The organism is Streptococcus sp. HMSC076C09 (assembly GCF_001837905.1).
Classification (GTDB): Bacteria; Bacillota; Bacilli; order Lactobacillales; family Streptococcaceae; genus Streptococcus; species Streptococcus parasanguinis_I.
The window spans coordinates 34,003-47,821 of record NZ_KV834627.1 but is presented as its reverse complement, the minus strand read 5'-3'; the positions used below and the strand labels follow the sequence as shown (position 1 = coordinate 47,821).

14 protein-coding genes are annotated in these 13,819 nt (G+C 42.5%); 10 read left to right on the top strand and 4 right to left on the bottom strand.

Translation table 11 applies throughout. The features are described from left to right. Positions 1 to 163: 163 nt before the first annotated feature. On the bottom strand, positions 164 to 880 hold the full coding sequence (locus tag HMPREF2704_RS02870; protein WP_049472675.1) for a GntR family transcriptional regulator: 717 nt from the start codon (positions 878 to 880) through the stop codon (positions 164 to 166). A 132-nt stretch (positions 881 to 1,012) separates the two neighbouring features. On the opposite strand from HMPREF2704_RS02870, the gene HMPREF2704_RS02865 reads away from it, so the two are divergent. The 7 genes from HMPREF2704_RS02865 to HMPREF2704_RS02835 all read left to right on the top strand — a co-directional run bounded on the left by HMPREF2704_RS02865 (position 1,013) and on the right by HMPREF2704_RS02835 (position 7,810). Beyond that, positions 1,013 to 2,800: a glycoside hydrolase family 35 protein gene (locus HMPREF2704_RS02865; protein ID WP_070845601.1), complete on the top strand. Its 1,788-nt coding sequence runs from the start codon at positions 1,013 to 1,015 to the stop codon at positions 2,798 to 2,800. Beyond that, a complete protein-coding gene (locus tag HMPREF2704_RS02860) occupies positions 2,797 to 3,273 on the top strand; it encodes a PTS sugar transporter subunit IIB (RefSeq protein ID WP_003009322.1) in 477 nt (158 codons plus the stop codon). Before HMPREF2704_RS02865 ends, HMPREF2704_RS02860 begins: the two co-directional genes overlap by 4 nt. A 26-nt stretch (positions 3,274 to 3,299) precedes the next feature. After that, complete coding sequence (locus HMPREF2704_RS02855) at positions 3,300 to 4,214, top strand: PTS mannose/fructose/sorbose/N-acetylgalactosamine transporter subunit IIC (protein WP_023920053.1); 915 nt, start codon at positions 3,300 to 3,302, stop codon at positions 4,212 to 4,214. Next, positions 4,201 to 5,019: a PTS system mannose/fructose/sorbose family transporter subunit IID gene (locus HMPREF2704_RS02850; protein WP_023920055.1), complete on the top strand. Its 819-nt coding sequence runs from the start codon at positions 4,201 to 4,203 to the stop codon at positions 5,017 to 5,019. Before HMPREF2704_RS02855 ends, HMPREF2704_RS02850 begins: the two co-directional genes overlap by 14 nt. 11 nt (positions 5,020 to 5,030) lie before the next feature. Continuing rightward, positions 5,031 to 5,435: a PTS sugar transporter subunit IIA gene (locus HMPREF2704_RS02845; RefSeq protein WP_003002366.1), complete on the top strand. Its 405-nt coding sequence runs from the start codon at positions 5,031 to 5,033 to the stop codon at positions 5,433 to 5,435. A gap of 83 nt (positions 5,436 to 5,518) precedes the next feature. Beyond that, entirely contained in the window at positions 5,519 to 6,688 is a 1,170-nt protein-coding gene (locus HMPREF2704_RS02840; protein ID WP_049475228.1) for an SIS domain-containing protein, read from the top strand. 81 nt (positions 6,689 to 6,769) lie between these two features. Next, positions 6,770 to 7,810 (top strand): aldose epimerase family protein, encoded by a 1,041-nt coding sequence (locus HMPREF2704_RS02835; protein WP_070845599.1) that lies wholly within the window; start codon positions 6,770 to 6,772, stop codon positions 7,808 to 7,810. A gap of 441 nt (positions 7,811 to 8,251) precedes the next feature. Here the strand turns inward: HMPREF2704_RS02835 and HMPREF2704_RS02830 are convergent, their stop codons facing one another. The 3 genes from HMPREF2704_RS02830 to HMPREF2704_RS02820 form a co-directional block, all read right to left on the bottom strand. Beyond that, a complete protein-coding gene (locus tag HMPREF2704_RS02830; RefSeq protein WP_045760101.1) occupies positions 8,252 to 9,559 on the bottom strand; it encodes a hypothetical protein in 1,308 nt (435 codons plus the stop codon). Between the two features lie 391 nt (positions 9,560 to 9,950). Then, positions 9,951 to 10,679: a hypothetical protein gene (locus HMPREF2704_RS02825; protein ID WP_070845597.1), complete on the bottom strand. Its 729-nt coding sequence runs from the start codon at positions 10,677 to 10,679 to the stop codon at positions 9,951 to 9,953. A 15-nt stretch (positions 10,680 to 10,694) separates the two neighbouring features. Then, complete coding sequence (locus HMPREF2704_RS02820; RefSeq protein ID WP_256318009.1) at positions 10,695 to 11,417, bottom strand: hypothetical protein; 723 nt, start codon at positions 11,415 to 11,417, stop codon at positions 10,695 to 10,697. A gap of 230 nt (positions 11,418 to 11,647) precedes the next feature. Between HMPREF2704_RS02820 and ruvB the strand changes: the two genes are divergently transcribed. The 3 genes from ruvB (at position 11,648) to HMPREF2704_RS02805 (ending at position 13,818) form a co-directional block, all read left to right on the top strand. Further along, complete coding sequence (ruvB, locus tag HMPREF2704_RS02815; protein ID WP_021154208.1) at positions 11,648 to 12,646, top strand: Holliday junction branch migration DNA helicase RuvB; 999 nt, start codon at positions 11,648 to 11,650, stop codon at positions 12,644 to 12,646. Between the two features lie 6 nt (positions 12,647 to 12,652). Next, a complete protein-coding gene (locus HMPREF2704_RS02810; protein ID WP_070845592.1) occupies positions 12,653 to 13,219 on the top strand; it encodes a nucleotidyltransferase family protein in 567 nt (188 codons plus the stop codon). 173 nt (positions 13,220 to 13,392) lie between these two features. Next, a complete protein-coding gene (locus HMPREF2704_RS02805) occupies positions 13,393 to 13,818 on the top strand; it encodes a low molecular weight protein-tyrosine-phosphatase (RefSeq protein WP_070845590.1) in 426 nt (141 codons plus the stop codon). The last annotated feature ends 1 nt before the right edge of the window (position 13,819 follow it).

The following is a 13,819-nucleotide window of genomic DNA, read 5'->3' as shown; positions in this document are numbered from 1 at the left end:
AATTCTAACGAATTACCGATTTCTGTCCCACTCTTTTTTTTAAACTTTTTATAGCTAAACTATCACTAATTATATATATTTTTAAAGAGGTCTTTAGAAATCGTTTTCAACATGCTATACTGGAGCTATAAAAAAGACCGAGATGTCTCAGTCTTTTTGGTTCTTAGTGATCGCGGTCACAGGAGATGAACTTGATCTTGTAGTAGTCACCGCGTTTATAGGTTTCCGTGTATTCAAGGATTTGGCCAGTCGCTTCTAGCTTGGTCGTCTTCACTTGTTTGACCGTTGGGAAATTTTCGTCGATCTTTAATACTTTGGCAACCTTGCTTGGTGTAGGAAAGACGATTTCGTTGACTTCTTCGAAGTGCTCATCATTCATATGAATGTGATAGTCTTCTTTGAAGCGATCATAGATAGAGCTGTAGTATTCCAAATTTGGATAGTTTGGATTGATGTATTGTTCAGGAACATAGGTTTGGTGGAAGATATAGGTATCATCCCCTGTCTGGCGAGTCCGTTCGATCTTATAGTAGAATTGCGTTGGGTTGAGGCCTAGTTTGTCTAGGATGCTTAAGGTATTTCCACGTTTAATAGAGAGAACTTTGACTTTGGCCTTTTGGATTGGGAAGGTTTCAACATCTGAAAATTCAACCAGTTTGTGTTTTCGAGCACGAGAAACAAAGGTTCCTTTTCCTTGCTGACGGACAATGTAGCCATCAGCAGCGAGGTCGTTCAAAGCACGGACAACGGTGATAGAGCTAACATCATAAATTTTAATGAGTTCAGCTTCAGTATAAAATTTATCTCCATTTTCAAATTTTCCTGAGATAATTTGTTGCTTCAATTCATCTTTGATGTGTTGGTACTTTGGAATTGCCATAGTGCTACCTCTCTTTAGATTTCTCTTATTTAACCCTATTTTAACATATTTTTTATAAAAGTGTTGACATTTTTTAAATAATTTATTATATTAATAAATGAAAAGGGTTACATATAAGAAAGGGGGGCGTTTATGGGAGTTTTTGAGATTCGCGATGCTTTCTATTTAAAAGATCAACCCTTCAAGATTTTATCCGGAGCGATCCATTATTTCCGAATTGACCCAGCAGACTGGTATCATTCCTTGTATAATCTAAAGGCTTTAGGTTTTAACACGGTTGAGACCTATGTCCCTTGGAATGCGCATGAACCCCGCAAAGGGCAGTTTGACTTTAGTGGTCGATTGGATCTAGAGCGTTTCATTCAAACAGCCCAGTCCCTAGGACTTTACATGATTGTAAGGCCGTCGCCCTTTATCTGTGCAGAGTGGGAATTTGGTGGATTACCAGCCTGGCTCTTGGAAGAAGACCTGCGAATCCGCTCATCAGACCCAGCCTTTATCGAAGCGGTGGATCGTTATTATGATCGCTTGCTTGGCTTGTTGACACCCTACCAAGTGGATCAGGGTGGTCCAATCCTCATGATGCAGGTGGAAAATGAGTACGGCTCTTATGGAGAGGATAAGGATTATCTTCGTGCCATTCGGGATTTGATGAAGGAAAAAGGCGTGACCTGTCCTCTCTTTACATCAGATGGGCCATGGCGAGCAACGCTAAGAACAGGAACCTTGATCGAAGAAGACCTCTTTGTGACGGGAAACTTCGGTTCCAAAGCAGCCTATAACTTCGGTCAGATGCAAGAATTCTTTGACGAATACGGCAAAAAATGGCCCTTGATGTGTATGGAATTCTGGGATGGCTGGTTTACCCGCTGGAAGGAACCCGTGATTCAAAGGGACCCAGAGGAGTTGGCAGAAGCTGTCCATGAGGTCTTGGAGCTCGGCTCCATCAATCTCTATATGTTTCATGGCGGGACCAATTTCGGCTTTATGAATGGTTGCTCAGCTCGGGGAACGCTAGACTTGCCACAGGTGACGTCCTATGACTATGGGGCTTTGCTCAATGAGCAGGGCAATCCGACGGAGAAGTATTATGCCATTCAAAAAATGATGGCGACCTATTATCCGGAATACCCACAGCAAGAACCACTCATCAAAAAGTGTTTGCCAGAACAAACCTTGCAATTGGTAGCCAAGACTAGTCTTTTTGGAAATCTGGACAATTTGGCTCAGGTTGAGACCAGCCTTTATCCCGAAAAGATGGAGGAGTTGGGGCAAACCACAGGTTATCTCCTATATGAGACAGACCTTGAGTTGGATGCGGAAGAAGAAAAATTGCGCATCATTGATGGTCGGGATCGGGTACAAATTTACCTGGATGATCAACATGTAGCAACACAATACCAAACAGAGATCGGTGAAGATCTTTTTATCAAAGGAAAAAAGAAAGCGGTTACGAATTTAAAAATCTTGCTTGAAAATATGGGTCGTGTCAACTACGGGCACAAGCTCTTGGCTGATAGCCAGCACAAGGGCATTCGCACAGGTGTCTGTGTGGATTTGCATTTCCATCTTCATTGGAAGCAGTACCCACTGGATTTACAAGATCTCAGTCAGCTCGATTTTTCAAAGGAATGGCAGGCAGGTGCTCCAGCATTTTACCGATATGATTTTCAGCTGGACCACACCCTTGACGCTTATCTGGATATGACAGGATTTGGGAAAGGGGTCGTCTTTGTCAACGGCCATAACCTTGGTCGCTTCTGGGAAGTCGGACCGACCACTTCACTTTATGTGCCTCATGGCTTCCTCAAAGAAGGAGCCAATAGCCTGATCGTCTTTGAGACAGAAGGGCGTTACCAAGAGACACTTCAACTTGTTCAACAACCTACATTCAAAGAAGTAAAGGGGGAAAACTTATGACTATTGTAGGATGCCGTATCGATGGACGTTTGATCCACGGGCAGGTAGCCAATCTTTGGACTACCAAACTAAATGTTTCACGTATCATGGTGATCGATGATGAAGTCGCTCAAAATGATATTGAAAAAAGTGGCTTGAAACTAGCGACACCACCTGGTGTTAAGCTCAGTATCTTGCCAGTCGCAAAGGCTGCGGAAAATATCTTGGCTGGAAAATATGATAGCCAACGACTCTTTATCGTAGCTCGCAAACCTGATCGTTTCCTTCGTTTGATCGAAGCAGGCGTTCAGCTTGAAACGCTGAATGTCGGCAATATGTCTCAATCTGATGAGACACGTGCGATTACCCGCTCGATCAATGTGGTGGACGCGGATGTGGAAGACTTCAACAAAATCCACGAAAAAGGTGTAAAGATTACGTCTCAGATGGTGCCAAACGACACTGCAGAAGACTTTATGAAGTTATTAAAGTAAAAGAAAATTTTTAGGAGGAAATTGTCATGATACAATGGTGGCAAATTTTACTACTTACTTTGTACTCAGCTTATCAAATCTGTGATGAGTTGACGATTGTTTCATCAGCAGGCTCACCAGTCTTTGCTGGTTTCATTACAGGACTTGTTATGGGAGATTTAAAGACAGGTCTATTTATCGGAGCTTCTCTCCAATTGACAGTGCTCGGTGTTGGTACTTTCGGTGGAGCTTCTCGTATTGACGCAACATCTGGTGCCGTTCTTGCAACTGCCTTTTCAGTAGCAAAAGGGATTGATCCAGAGATTGCTATTGCTACAATCGCTGTGCCGGTAGCAACTTTGTTGACCTACTTTGATATTCTTGGTCGTATGACTACAACTTACTTCGCTCACCGTGTAGATGCTGCGATCGAACGTTACGACTATAAAGGAATTGAACGCAACTACCTTCTTGGTGCTGTTCCTTGGGCTCTTTCTCGTGCCCTTCCAGTCTTCTTGGCTCTTGCCTTTGGTGGTTCTTTCGTAGAAACTGTTGTTACAGGTCTTGCTAATGTACAATGGTTGGCAAACGGTCTGAAACTTGCAGGTCAAATGCTTCCAGGTCTTGGATTTGCGATCTTGCTTCGTTACCTTCCTGTTCGTCGTAACCTTCACTATTTAGCACTTGGCTTTGGCTTAACAGCAATGTTGACAGTGCTTTATAGCAATGTTCAAAGCCTTGGTGCTGCAGTGTCTAGCATTGTTGGTTCTGATGTGTTCGCTAAACTTCCAAAAGAACAAGCTATTACTTTTGTTAACAACTTCAAGAGTGTATCTATGATTGGTATTGCCATCATCGGTATCTTCCTTGCAGTACAACACTTCAAAAACAGCCAACGTACAGTTGTAGCTGCTCCAGCAAGCAATGTAGAAAGCGGGGAAATTGAAGATGACGAATTCTAATTACAAACTAACAAAAGAAGATTTTAAACAAATTAACAAACGTAGCCTCTTCACCTTCCAATTGGGTTGGAACTACGAACGGATGCAGGCTTCTGGTTACCTTTACATGCTTCTTCCACAATTGCGGAAAATGTATGGAGACGGCACACCTGAATTGAAAGAAATGATGAAATTGCATACGCAATTCTTCAATACTTCTCCATTCTTCCACACTATTATCACTGGTTTTGACCTTGCTTTGGAAGAAAAAGATGGTGTAAAATCAAAAGATGCGGTGAACGGGATCAAGACAGGTCTTATGGGACCATTTGCCCCTCTTGGGGACTCAATCTTTGGATCATTGGTACCAGCTATTATGGGTTCAATCGCAGCAACTTTGGCTATTGCAGGAAACCCAGCCGGTATCTTCTTGTGGATCGCTGTGGCAGTTGCTTATGACATTTTCCGTTGGAAACAGTTGGAATTTGCCTATAAAGAAGGGGTTAACCTCATCAACAACATGCAAAGTACCTTGACAGCTTTGATCGACGCAGCTGCCGTTCTGGGTATCTTCATGGTTGGTGCCTTGATTGCCAGCATGATTGGTGTTGAAGTTTCTTGGACTCCACACATTGGGGACAAAGCGATTGAAATTCAAGATATGCTCAACCTTATCTTCCCACGTTTGGTACCAGCAATCATCACAGGTGTAATCTACTGGTTGCTTGGACGTAAGGGTATGAACTCTACAAAAGCTATCTTGCTCATCATCCTTGCAGCAATCGCATTCTCAGCATTTGGCCACTTCTTCTTTGGAATGGCATAATGGAGTAAGGTATGGCAAAAGAGTTAGTATTGGTCAGTCATGGTCGCTTCTGTGAAGAGCTTAAAGCTAGCACAGAGATGATTATGGGACCACAAGAATCCATCCATACGGTTGCACTCTTACCAGAAGAAGGACCAGAAGACTTTACTGCTAAATTTGAAGCAACAGTCCAAGGTCTAGAAGACTATATTGTATTTGCCGATCTCTTGGGAGGAACTCCTTGCAACACCGTGAGCCGCTTGATCCTTGAAGGACGTGCGATTGACTTATACGCAGGGATGAATCTTCCGATGGTCATCGAGTTCATCAATAGTAGCCTGACTGGTAATGAAGGGGACTACCCTGAACGTGCAAAAGAAAGTATTGTCAAGGTCAATGACCTCTTGTCAAACCTTGATGATGATGAAGATGAGTAGGTTGGTATGGGAGTCTGGGAGCATCATCTCAGGCTCCTTTCCCATTTATCAACGTTAGATTGTAGAAAGGAACAACAGGTTCTATGTTAGACTATACAAAAGAAGACTTGCAGGAGCTAGGAGCAGAGATCACAACACGTGAAATCTACCAACAACCGACGGTTTGGAAAGAAACAGCTCGCTTGTATCAAGAAAGAAAAGCGGAAATAAAAGCTTTCTTAGAAAAAATTGGGCAAGAGCATGACTATATCAAGGTCATCTTGACAGGGGCTGGGACCTCAGCCTATGTGGGAGATACCTTGGTTCCATATTTGCAGGAAGTACACGATGAACGCCACTGGAATTTTCAATCCATTGCGACGACGGATATCGTAGCTCATCCTCAAACCTATTTGAAAAAAGAGGTTCCGACTGTTTTAGTATCTTTTGCCCGGAGTGGCAATTCGCCAGAAAGTGTCGCCACCGTGCAGTTGGCTCAAGACTTGGTTGATGAGCTCTATCAGATCACCATTACCTGTGCCGAAGAAGGAAAACTGGCCCAGCAAGCCCACGGAGATGAGCGCAATCTCTTGCTTCTCCAACCTAAAGAAACCAATGATGCCGGCTTTGCCATGACCTCTAGCTTTACCTCTATGCTTTTGACAGCTCTCTTGGTTTTTGATCCAAGTGAGGAAGAGATCAAGGAAAAACGAGTAGCAGAGCTGGTTGATCTATCTGAGCAAATCTTGGAGAAGGACCGTGCGGTCAAGGAAGTGGTCGATCTAGACTTTGAGCGCGTGATCTATCTGGGAGCAGGACCTTTCTTTGGCCTAGCCCATGAAGCCCAGCTCAAGATTTTGGAATTAACGGCAGGCAAAATCGCAACCATGTATGAGAGTCCTGTCGGATTCCGTCACGGTCCAAAATCCCTCATCAATGATCAGACCCTCGTCTTGGTCTTTGGAGCCATTGATCCTTATACCCGTCAGTATGATCTGGACTTGGTTCGAGAAGTTGCAGGGGATCGGATTGCCCGTCAAGTTGTCCTCTTGACCGATCAAGCTGCAGGGATCGAGCATGTACGAGAAGTGTTGGTGAAAGCATCAGCAGACTCCCTAGATATCTACCGTGCCTTCCCATACATTATCTACGGTCAGTTGATTTCTCTCTTGACTTCGCTCAAGGTGCAAAATCGCCCAGACACGCCATCACCAACTGGTACTGTCAATCGGGTTGTTCAAGGGGTGATCATTCATCCATTTCATAAAGAATAGCCACTAATTTTCTATAAAAAGTGGAGTGTTTCTTCTTGTGAAACTGATACAATGGAGAAAAACAGTGAGAGGAGAAGGTTTGTGAAACAGTATCAAGAAAGCGTGTTTGGGGAATGGCAGAATCAAGAGGTTCGGGCTTATCGCCTCGAAAATGACAAGGGTTACCAATTATCTGTCATGACCTATGGGGCGACGATCTTAGAATATGTGACGCCTGATAAAGAAGACCAGTTTACGAATATTATTCTAGGCTTTGATCGCTTTGAGGACTATGTGGGCAATAGCCCTAAATATGGGGCTAGTATTGGCCCGGTAGCTGGCCGGATTGCAGGAGCTAGCTTTGAACTCAATGGTCAAACCTATCACTTGGAAGCTAATAATGGTACCAACTGCAACCACAGTGGACCGACGGGTTGGGATAGCGCTTTGTTTAGCGTGGAGTCGGTAACGGATCAGGAAATCACTCTCTATACAGAACGGGCGGATGGAACCGGTGGTTTCCCTGGAAGTCTCAAGATCTGGGTAACCTATGGTTTGACGGAAGATGGTGAACTCGAGATTGCTTATCGGGTAGAAACGGATCAAGATACTCTAGTTAACCCGACCAACCACAGCTATTTCAACCTATCTGGGGACTTCACCCAACCGATCAATGACCATGTCTTTCAGATCAACCATCAAGGGCTTTACCCTATCCATCCCGACGGTGTCCCTCTTCAGACCGTGGATAGAGAAAGTCCGGTTGTTCAGCATCTCTACCAAGCTATGCTCTTGGAGGATCTTTTTAAGGACTCTGATCCGCAAATTCGTCTGGTAGAAGGATTAGACCATCCATTTGCTCTTCCAGAAGGGCATGAAAATGCCGGCTTTCTTTACCATCAGCCATCTGGACGTTTTTTGACCTTTAAGTCAGAAGCCCCAGCCTTGGTGGTATATTCAGCCAATTTCGTAGACGAAACTGTTCATCTGCAAGGCCAACCAATGGTTCAGCACAATGGCTTGGCTCTAGAATTCCAAACAGTGCCAGATGCCATTCACAGTGACCAAGCTGAAAAGGTCATCTTGAGAGCAGGTCAAGTCTTCACCAGCAAGACTAGCTACCATGCCATCGCTAAGAAATAAGGAGGAAAAGGGTGACCCAAACAAGGATGTGAAATTCTTGCTTGGGACCTCCTCTTTTTCTCGAAAAAAATTTTTTAGAAAAACTATAAGGAAAGTTTAAGCTTCCTATCGTATACTAATACCATCATCAAAGACCTCCTAACTTTGAATGATAAAACTCCTAAAACTTTTTCATAATAATCTCCCTATAAGAGCCACCAAAACCGGTGGCTTTTTTCTATGTACCTTAGTGAGTCAAGTCCAATAGGGACGTAGACGAGCTTAGGTACATTGACGCAGTTCGAACGCAAGTGAGAACTACGATCTTTAAAAAATTAATGAGGTGAACTCAGAGAGTTCAACCGAACCAAAGGTACCGAAGTATTTTAATAGAGCGTAAGCTCTTTATTTTTTTGCACAGAAAAAAGCTCCTTGAGAAAATCTCAAGGAGCAGTGGAATGACTACTTGCCCGTTGCATCAGACACTTTTTTGAATTTTGCTGAAATAATCGTATTTAGATTATTCCGTCCATCGCGTTGCTCAATCGTCAACGTTAAAATATCTCCATCAATAGAGTATTTATACGTAGTTTCTTTAGCGACAGGTCCAATGGACATGGTTGCAAGTTGCACAATATTGATAGCTTCTGGGAAGATAATCGTTTGGTTTGCTGTATCTAATTTACCGTTCTTCAAGACAGAATGAATTTTAGCATTACCTTTATCAAATTCATAAGTTGTATTGGGCAAGTCCTTAGCGCCATCCTGTAGATTGACTGATAATTTGGTAAATTGATCTTTAATATATTCGTCTTTCGTTTGAGTCACTTTAGATGCATCTTTTTGTTTTAAGTAATCGTAGAACCTTCCAAAACCATCTGCTAGAGATACAGTATAGTCGAATTCAACAGATGTATCTGTAATGTTCAACGTTGGTTTTAAATCTTTCCATGCCTCAGGATAGATCAGCTTGATAGCCGAATCATCATTGTCAAAATCTTTAAAGGCTAAGCTACGTTCAAGAGCTGGTCGGAAGTCGATGGCTTGCCATTTTCCTTCAATTGGAACGGGGTCTTTTTGAGTAGTGCTTCCTTTACGTTTGAAGTGTAGTTCATAGTGAACTGGAAGATTATTTTTCTTCGCTTTTCCGTCAATCGTGACATAAAGCATGTCGTCTTTTAATTTGTAGTGATATGTGTTTGGCGAAACGCGATTTTCACCGAATGAGAAGAAGAATGAGTTTGCTACGGAAAGTCCTTCATCAAAGGTCATTGTTTTGGCACCTTGATCAATAGAACCCGTTGCTTCGTAGCTAAACACGCCAGTATCTTTATTCATGCTGACTTTGTATTTCTTAAAGTCGCTTGCAAATCCTTCATGAGAGTCATACATGATTTTTTTGAATTCTTCTTCAGTCTTGCCTCTAGCTTCTGTTGTGACAGTGGAGAAAGCTTTAATAAAGTTATCAATGTTATAGTCGTATTTAATGGTTGCCGTGTTGTTTTCAATCTTCATGTCCATTTTGAAGTCTTTAACAGATTCAAGCAAGTGTGCAAAGTGGATTCCATGGAGGGTATAGGCTCCGATGGATTCCGTTAAAGCATCGAGAGTATCGACTAATTCCCATTCGCCATCAATCGTTTCGACTTTTGCTGTTTCTGTTTTAGCAGCATTTTTAGAGCCACTTTGTTTTTGAGAACAAGAAGCTAGTAGGAAGACTGAGAACAGAGCAACGAATGCTAAAAATAATTTTTTATAACGTCTAATCATCGTTAGACCTCCTTAAAATAGATGATTGTATTACGCTTATATTATACGTTCAACACAATTGTTTTGCAAGGGCTTTCAAACAAATCGCAATTTTGTTTTGTAACTTGACCGATTATTCAACATAAGAAACGGGAAAATTGTATGTAGCAGAGTCCCCAATAGATGAGATTCTCAAGGCTTCCTAAATTATTTTTTTGCACAGAAAAGAGGCTGGGACAAAAATCCTAGCCTCTCAATTTTCTTTGGATTGTCGAGCAAGACGCAGTGGTTGAGTGGGCTCTACTACGCTGATTTCATCAGCTTTTACAGCCCTACTCAACTGTGCGGAGGTGGGACGACGAAATCGAATTCTAACGAATTACCGATTTCTGTCTCACTCTCAGTGAGTTATTTAATTAGTTTTAGGATCTGAAACTTTCTTGAATTTCATCGGATAAACGAGATGTGCTCCTGTTTCTTCGAATGTTTTTTCAGCGTAAATTGTAAGGATGTCACCATTCAATTCGTAGTGATAAGTAATTGGTACGTCTGTAGAATTAATATAAAGAGGTAGAACTCCAAAGATGTTTGGAACTTCAGGGAATACGATCGTTTTTGCATTCTCGTTTAAAACTCCATCTTTTAACGTTGCAGTTAACACTTTTGTATCGTTATCAAACGTTCCAGTTTGATGTTTAAAACTTCCAAATTTTTTTTCTCTTACGCCTAGAAGGATGGCAGTAGCTTCTTCTTTTGTAGGATATTCATCTTTATTCTGTTCAGCATAAAAATCAATATACTTATTCATATCAGCACTATAAGAATAAGTTACATCTGTTCCTGTGATTTTTAGAGTCGGAACGATATCTTGGAAGGCTTCAGTAACCTTTAATCGACTATTAGCATCATTATAATAAAGTAAGAAAGTACGTTCCACTGTATCTCTAAAATCTACAGCTTTCCAGTCTCCTTCGAGTGAGACTGGGGTAGGTGCTACTGTGGTAGTTTCTGCAACTGTTGTAGTCTCAGCGGTTGTTTGTTGTTTCTGTTGCTGTTGTTTCTGTTGTTGCCCACATCCTGATACAAATAGAAGAGCAAGAAGGGAAAACATCCATAGGGAACTTTTTTTCATATTGTTCATGATTGATCACTCCTTCTAATGATTGTCTCCTACGTAATTGAAACGAAGACGTATTACTCTAAAATGACTTTGTTCATCTTTACCTTCAGCATAAAGTGTTAGTTGGTTACCTTCAACGGTGTAAGTATAAGTAATTGGTACAAGTGAGTTATACGTGGTTCCCATAACAATTCTACTTAAAAATGTAGGTGTTTCAGGGAACGTAATAGTATGTTTCTGTGTATCGATTTCTCCAGTTAGAGAGTAATCATAGGCATAATTAGGTTCGTCAAGAGTAATCTTTGTATGTTTCAAATTTGGAATATAATTCTTAAATTCAGCAGTTTTATTTTTTAAATACGATTCATAATTCGCTTTGTTCTCTCCTGTTGCAAATGCTTGATCCTCATACAGTTTTCTGTAATCAAAATGGTACTTCAATTCAACGGTTTTATCTTTAATGGTCATCGTCATCTTAACCTTATCGAAGTCATCAAGCATTAGTACAGCGGCAAGTTTTTTGATATTAGAAGCTAGGAATACTTTTTGAATGGTCATTTGTTGGTCAGTCCATTTCCAAGTTCCTTGTTGATCCTTTGTAAGATCTTGTGGTGCTTTGATTGTTTGAGGAGATTTATCTGTTTGAGAAGACTTATTTGTTTTAGAAGACTGCGATGGAGAAGACTGACATCCTGCAATAAGGAGCACTGCAAAGAATGCCAAGAAACCGAAAAGGATCTTCTTTGTTTTAGTAAACATAAATTTACCTCCTAAACGTTGTTGCTTTAATTTTATCATTAAAGGAAATAATTATAAAGTGAAATGGTGAGCGATAGATGAAGAAGAAGGGACTGTATAATAAAAAGAAAGGTTGGCGATGAGGGCAACCATTCAACTTATTCTAACGAACGCTAGTGAGAACCAGGATCTTTAAAAAACATATTCTATTTATGGTACCGAAGGTATCATTTTTTGCTATAATAGACTGTATGAGTAGAATTTTAGACAATGAAATCATGGGCGATGAAGAGGCCGTTGAACGGACGTTGCGCCCGCAATATTTACATGAATATATCGGTCAAGATAAGGTCAAGGACCAGCTGAAAATCTTTATTGAGGCGGCTAAGCTTCGGGATGAGGCGCTGGATCATGTCCTTCTTTTTGGCCCTCCGGGGCTTGGGAAAACCACCATGGCCTTTGTCATCGCTAATGAACTGGGCGTCAATCTCAAGCAGACTTCTGGTCCTGTCATTGAAAAGGCCGGTGACTTGGTAGCTATCCTCAATGATCTAGAACCGGGGGATGTCCTCTTTATCGATGAGATCCACCGTCTTCCTATGTCAGTCGAAGAAGTGCTTTACAGCGCCATGGAAGATTTTTACATCGACATTATGATTGGCGCTGGGGAGAGCAGCCGGAGTGTCCATCTGGACCTTCCTCCTTTCACTTTGATTGGGGCCACGACTCGAGCTGGTATGCTGTCCAATCCCTTGCGCGCTCGTTTTGGAATTACGGGGCACATGGAATACTATGAGCAAGATGATCTGACAGAGATTGTCGAGCGGACCGCCGAAATCTTTGAGATGGAGATTACCCACGAAGCTGCCGAAGAGCTTTCTCTTCGTAGTCGGGGGACTCCTCGGATTGCCAATCGGTTGCTCAAACGGGTGCGCGATTTTGCCCAGATCATGGGCGATGGCTTGATTGACGATACCATTACCGACAAGGCCCTCTCTATGCTGGATGTGGACCATGAAGGGCTGGACTATGTCGATCAAAAGATCCTGCGTACCATGATTGAAATGTACGGCGGTGGCCCGGTCGGGCTTGGGACTCTATCAGTCAATATTGCTGAAGAACGCGAGACTGTAGAAGATATGTATGAGCCTTACTTGATTCAAAAAGGCTTTATCATGCGGACCCGGACAGGGCGCGTGGCGACCCGCAAGGCTTATGAACACTTGGGTTACCCCTACAATGGAGACTAGAAGAAGATGCTGACGGAAAAAGCGATAGTAGAACAAATCCAAGCGGATCCGGAGATGATGACTGTCTTGGCTATTATTCGAGATCTCAACTTGGCAGATGCCTGGTTAGCGGCGGGCGCGGTGCGCAATTTCATCTGGAACCAGCTCTCTGGAAAACCAGGGTTTGACGCGACAACCGATATGGATCTGGTCTTTTATGACCCTGAGATCAGCTATGAGGAGACTCTGCAGATCGAGCAGGACTTAAAGAAGACCTATCCCCAGTTCGCTTGGGAAGTGAAAAATCAAGTCTATATGCACCAGCATAGTCCGGGGACGGCTCCTTATCGCAGTGCCTGTGATGCGGTTTCCAAATACCCCGAGCAGTGTACGGCTCTTGCGGTTCGCTTAAGGAAAGACGGTCAGCTAGAGCTCTTTCTCCCTTATGGGACAAGGGATATCGAAGACTTCATCGTTCAGCCGACTCCGCATTTTTTAGCCAGCCCCGAGCGTTTAGCGGTTTATACAGAGCGGATGAAAAAGAAAAATTGGCAGAGTAAATGGCCTCCATTAGAGGTTCGTTTTCCAAAATAGAGAAACAGATCAGATTTGAAAAAGGAATCTGATTTTTTTTTAAAATGATGGAGTCCCTTTGTCATCTTTCTGTCACATTTTTGTTATAATAGTAATAGTATGCTGGTTTTCCATAGTGGAAAGCCAAGAGCTCAGCTAGGTTGGGCAGTCCGAACAAGGAGTTAGGTGGAATCATGAAAAAAATCGTCTTTGTCTGCTTAGGAAATATTTGTCGGAGCCCCATGGCGGAGTTTGTCATGAAGGACTTGACGGATCAGTATGAGATTGAAAGTCGGGCAACCTCGAGCTGGGAACATGGCAATCCCATCCATCGGGGAACCCAGAAAATCTTTCAACAACACCAGGTCCCGTATGATCCAGCTAAGACTTCCTTACAGATCAAGGAAGAGGATTTTTACAACTTTGATTTGATCCTAGGGATGGACGAAAACAATGTAGCAGATCTGAAGCGAATAGCTCCTGCAGGGACAGAGCACAAGATTCATCTTTTTGCTGCTGAAAGTGTGCCAGATCCGTGGTATACCGGTGATTTTGAGGAGACCTATTCCAGAGTCCTGACTGGCTGTAAGGCTTGGTTAGATCAGTTAGCAACTTCCTAAG

What these genes read in the sequence shown, in the direction of transcription:
- HMPREF2704_RS02870 (WP_049472675.1), bottom strand. Translation starts at nt 880, where the DNA reads ATGGCAATTCCAAAGTACCAACACATCAAAGATGAATTGAAGCAACAA.
- HMPREF2704_RS02865 (WP_070845601.1), top strand. Translation starts at nt 1,013, where the DNA reads ATGGGAGTTTTTGAGATTCGCGATGCTTTCTATTTAAAAGATCAACCC.
- HMPREF2704_RS02860 (WP_003009322.1), top strand. Translation starts at nt 2,797, where the DNA reads ATGACTATTGTAGGATGCCGTATCGATGGACGTTTGATCCACGGGCAG.
- HMPREF2704_RS02855 (WP_023920053.1), top strand. Translation starts at nt 3,300, where the DNA reads ATGATACAATGGTGGCAAATTTTACTACTTACTTTGTACTCAGCTTAT.
- HMPREF2704_RS02850 (WP_023920055.1), top strand. Translation starts at nt 4,201, where the DNA reads ATGACGAATTCTAATTACAAACTAACAAAAGAAGATTTTAAACAAATT.
- HMPREF2704_RS02845 (WP_003002366.1), top strand. Translation starts at nt 5,031, where the DNA reads ATGGCAAAAGAGTTAGTATTGGTCAGTCATGGTCGCTTCTGTGAAGAG.
- HMPREF2704_RS02840 (WP_049475228.1), top strand. Translation starts at nt 5,519, where the DNA reads ATGTTAGACTATACAAAAGAAGACTTGCAGGAGCTAGGAGCAGAGATC.
- HMPREF2704_RS02830 (WP_045760101.1), bottom strand. Translation starts at nt 9,559, where the DNA reads ATGATTAGACGTTATAAAAAATTATTTTTAGCATTCGTTGCTCTGTTC.
- HMPREF2704_RS02825 (WP_070845597.1), bottom strand. Translation starts at nt 10,679, where the DNA reads ATGAACAATATGAAAAAAAGTTCCCTATGGATGTTTTCCCTTCTTGCT.
- HMPREF2704_RS02820 (WP_256318009.1), bottom strand. Translation starts at nt 11,417, where the DNA reads ATGTTTACTAAAACAAAGAAGATCCTTTTCGGTTTCTTGGCATTCTTT.
- ruvB (WP_021154208.1), top strand. Translation starts at nt 11,648, where the DNA reads ATGAGTAGAATTTTAGACAATGAAATCATGGGCGATGAAGAGGCCGTT.
- HMPREF2704_RS02810 (WP_070845592.1), top strand. Translation starts at nt 12,653, where the DNA reads ATGCTGACGGAAAAAGCGATAGTAGAACAAATCCAAGCGGATCCGGAG.
- HMPREF2704_RS02805 (WP_070845590.1), top strand. Translation starts at nt 13,393, where the DNA reads ATGAAAAAAATCGTCTTTGTCTGCTTAGGAAATATTTGTCGGAGCCCC.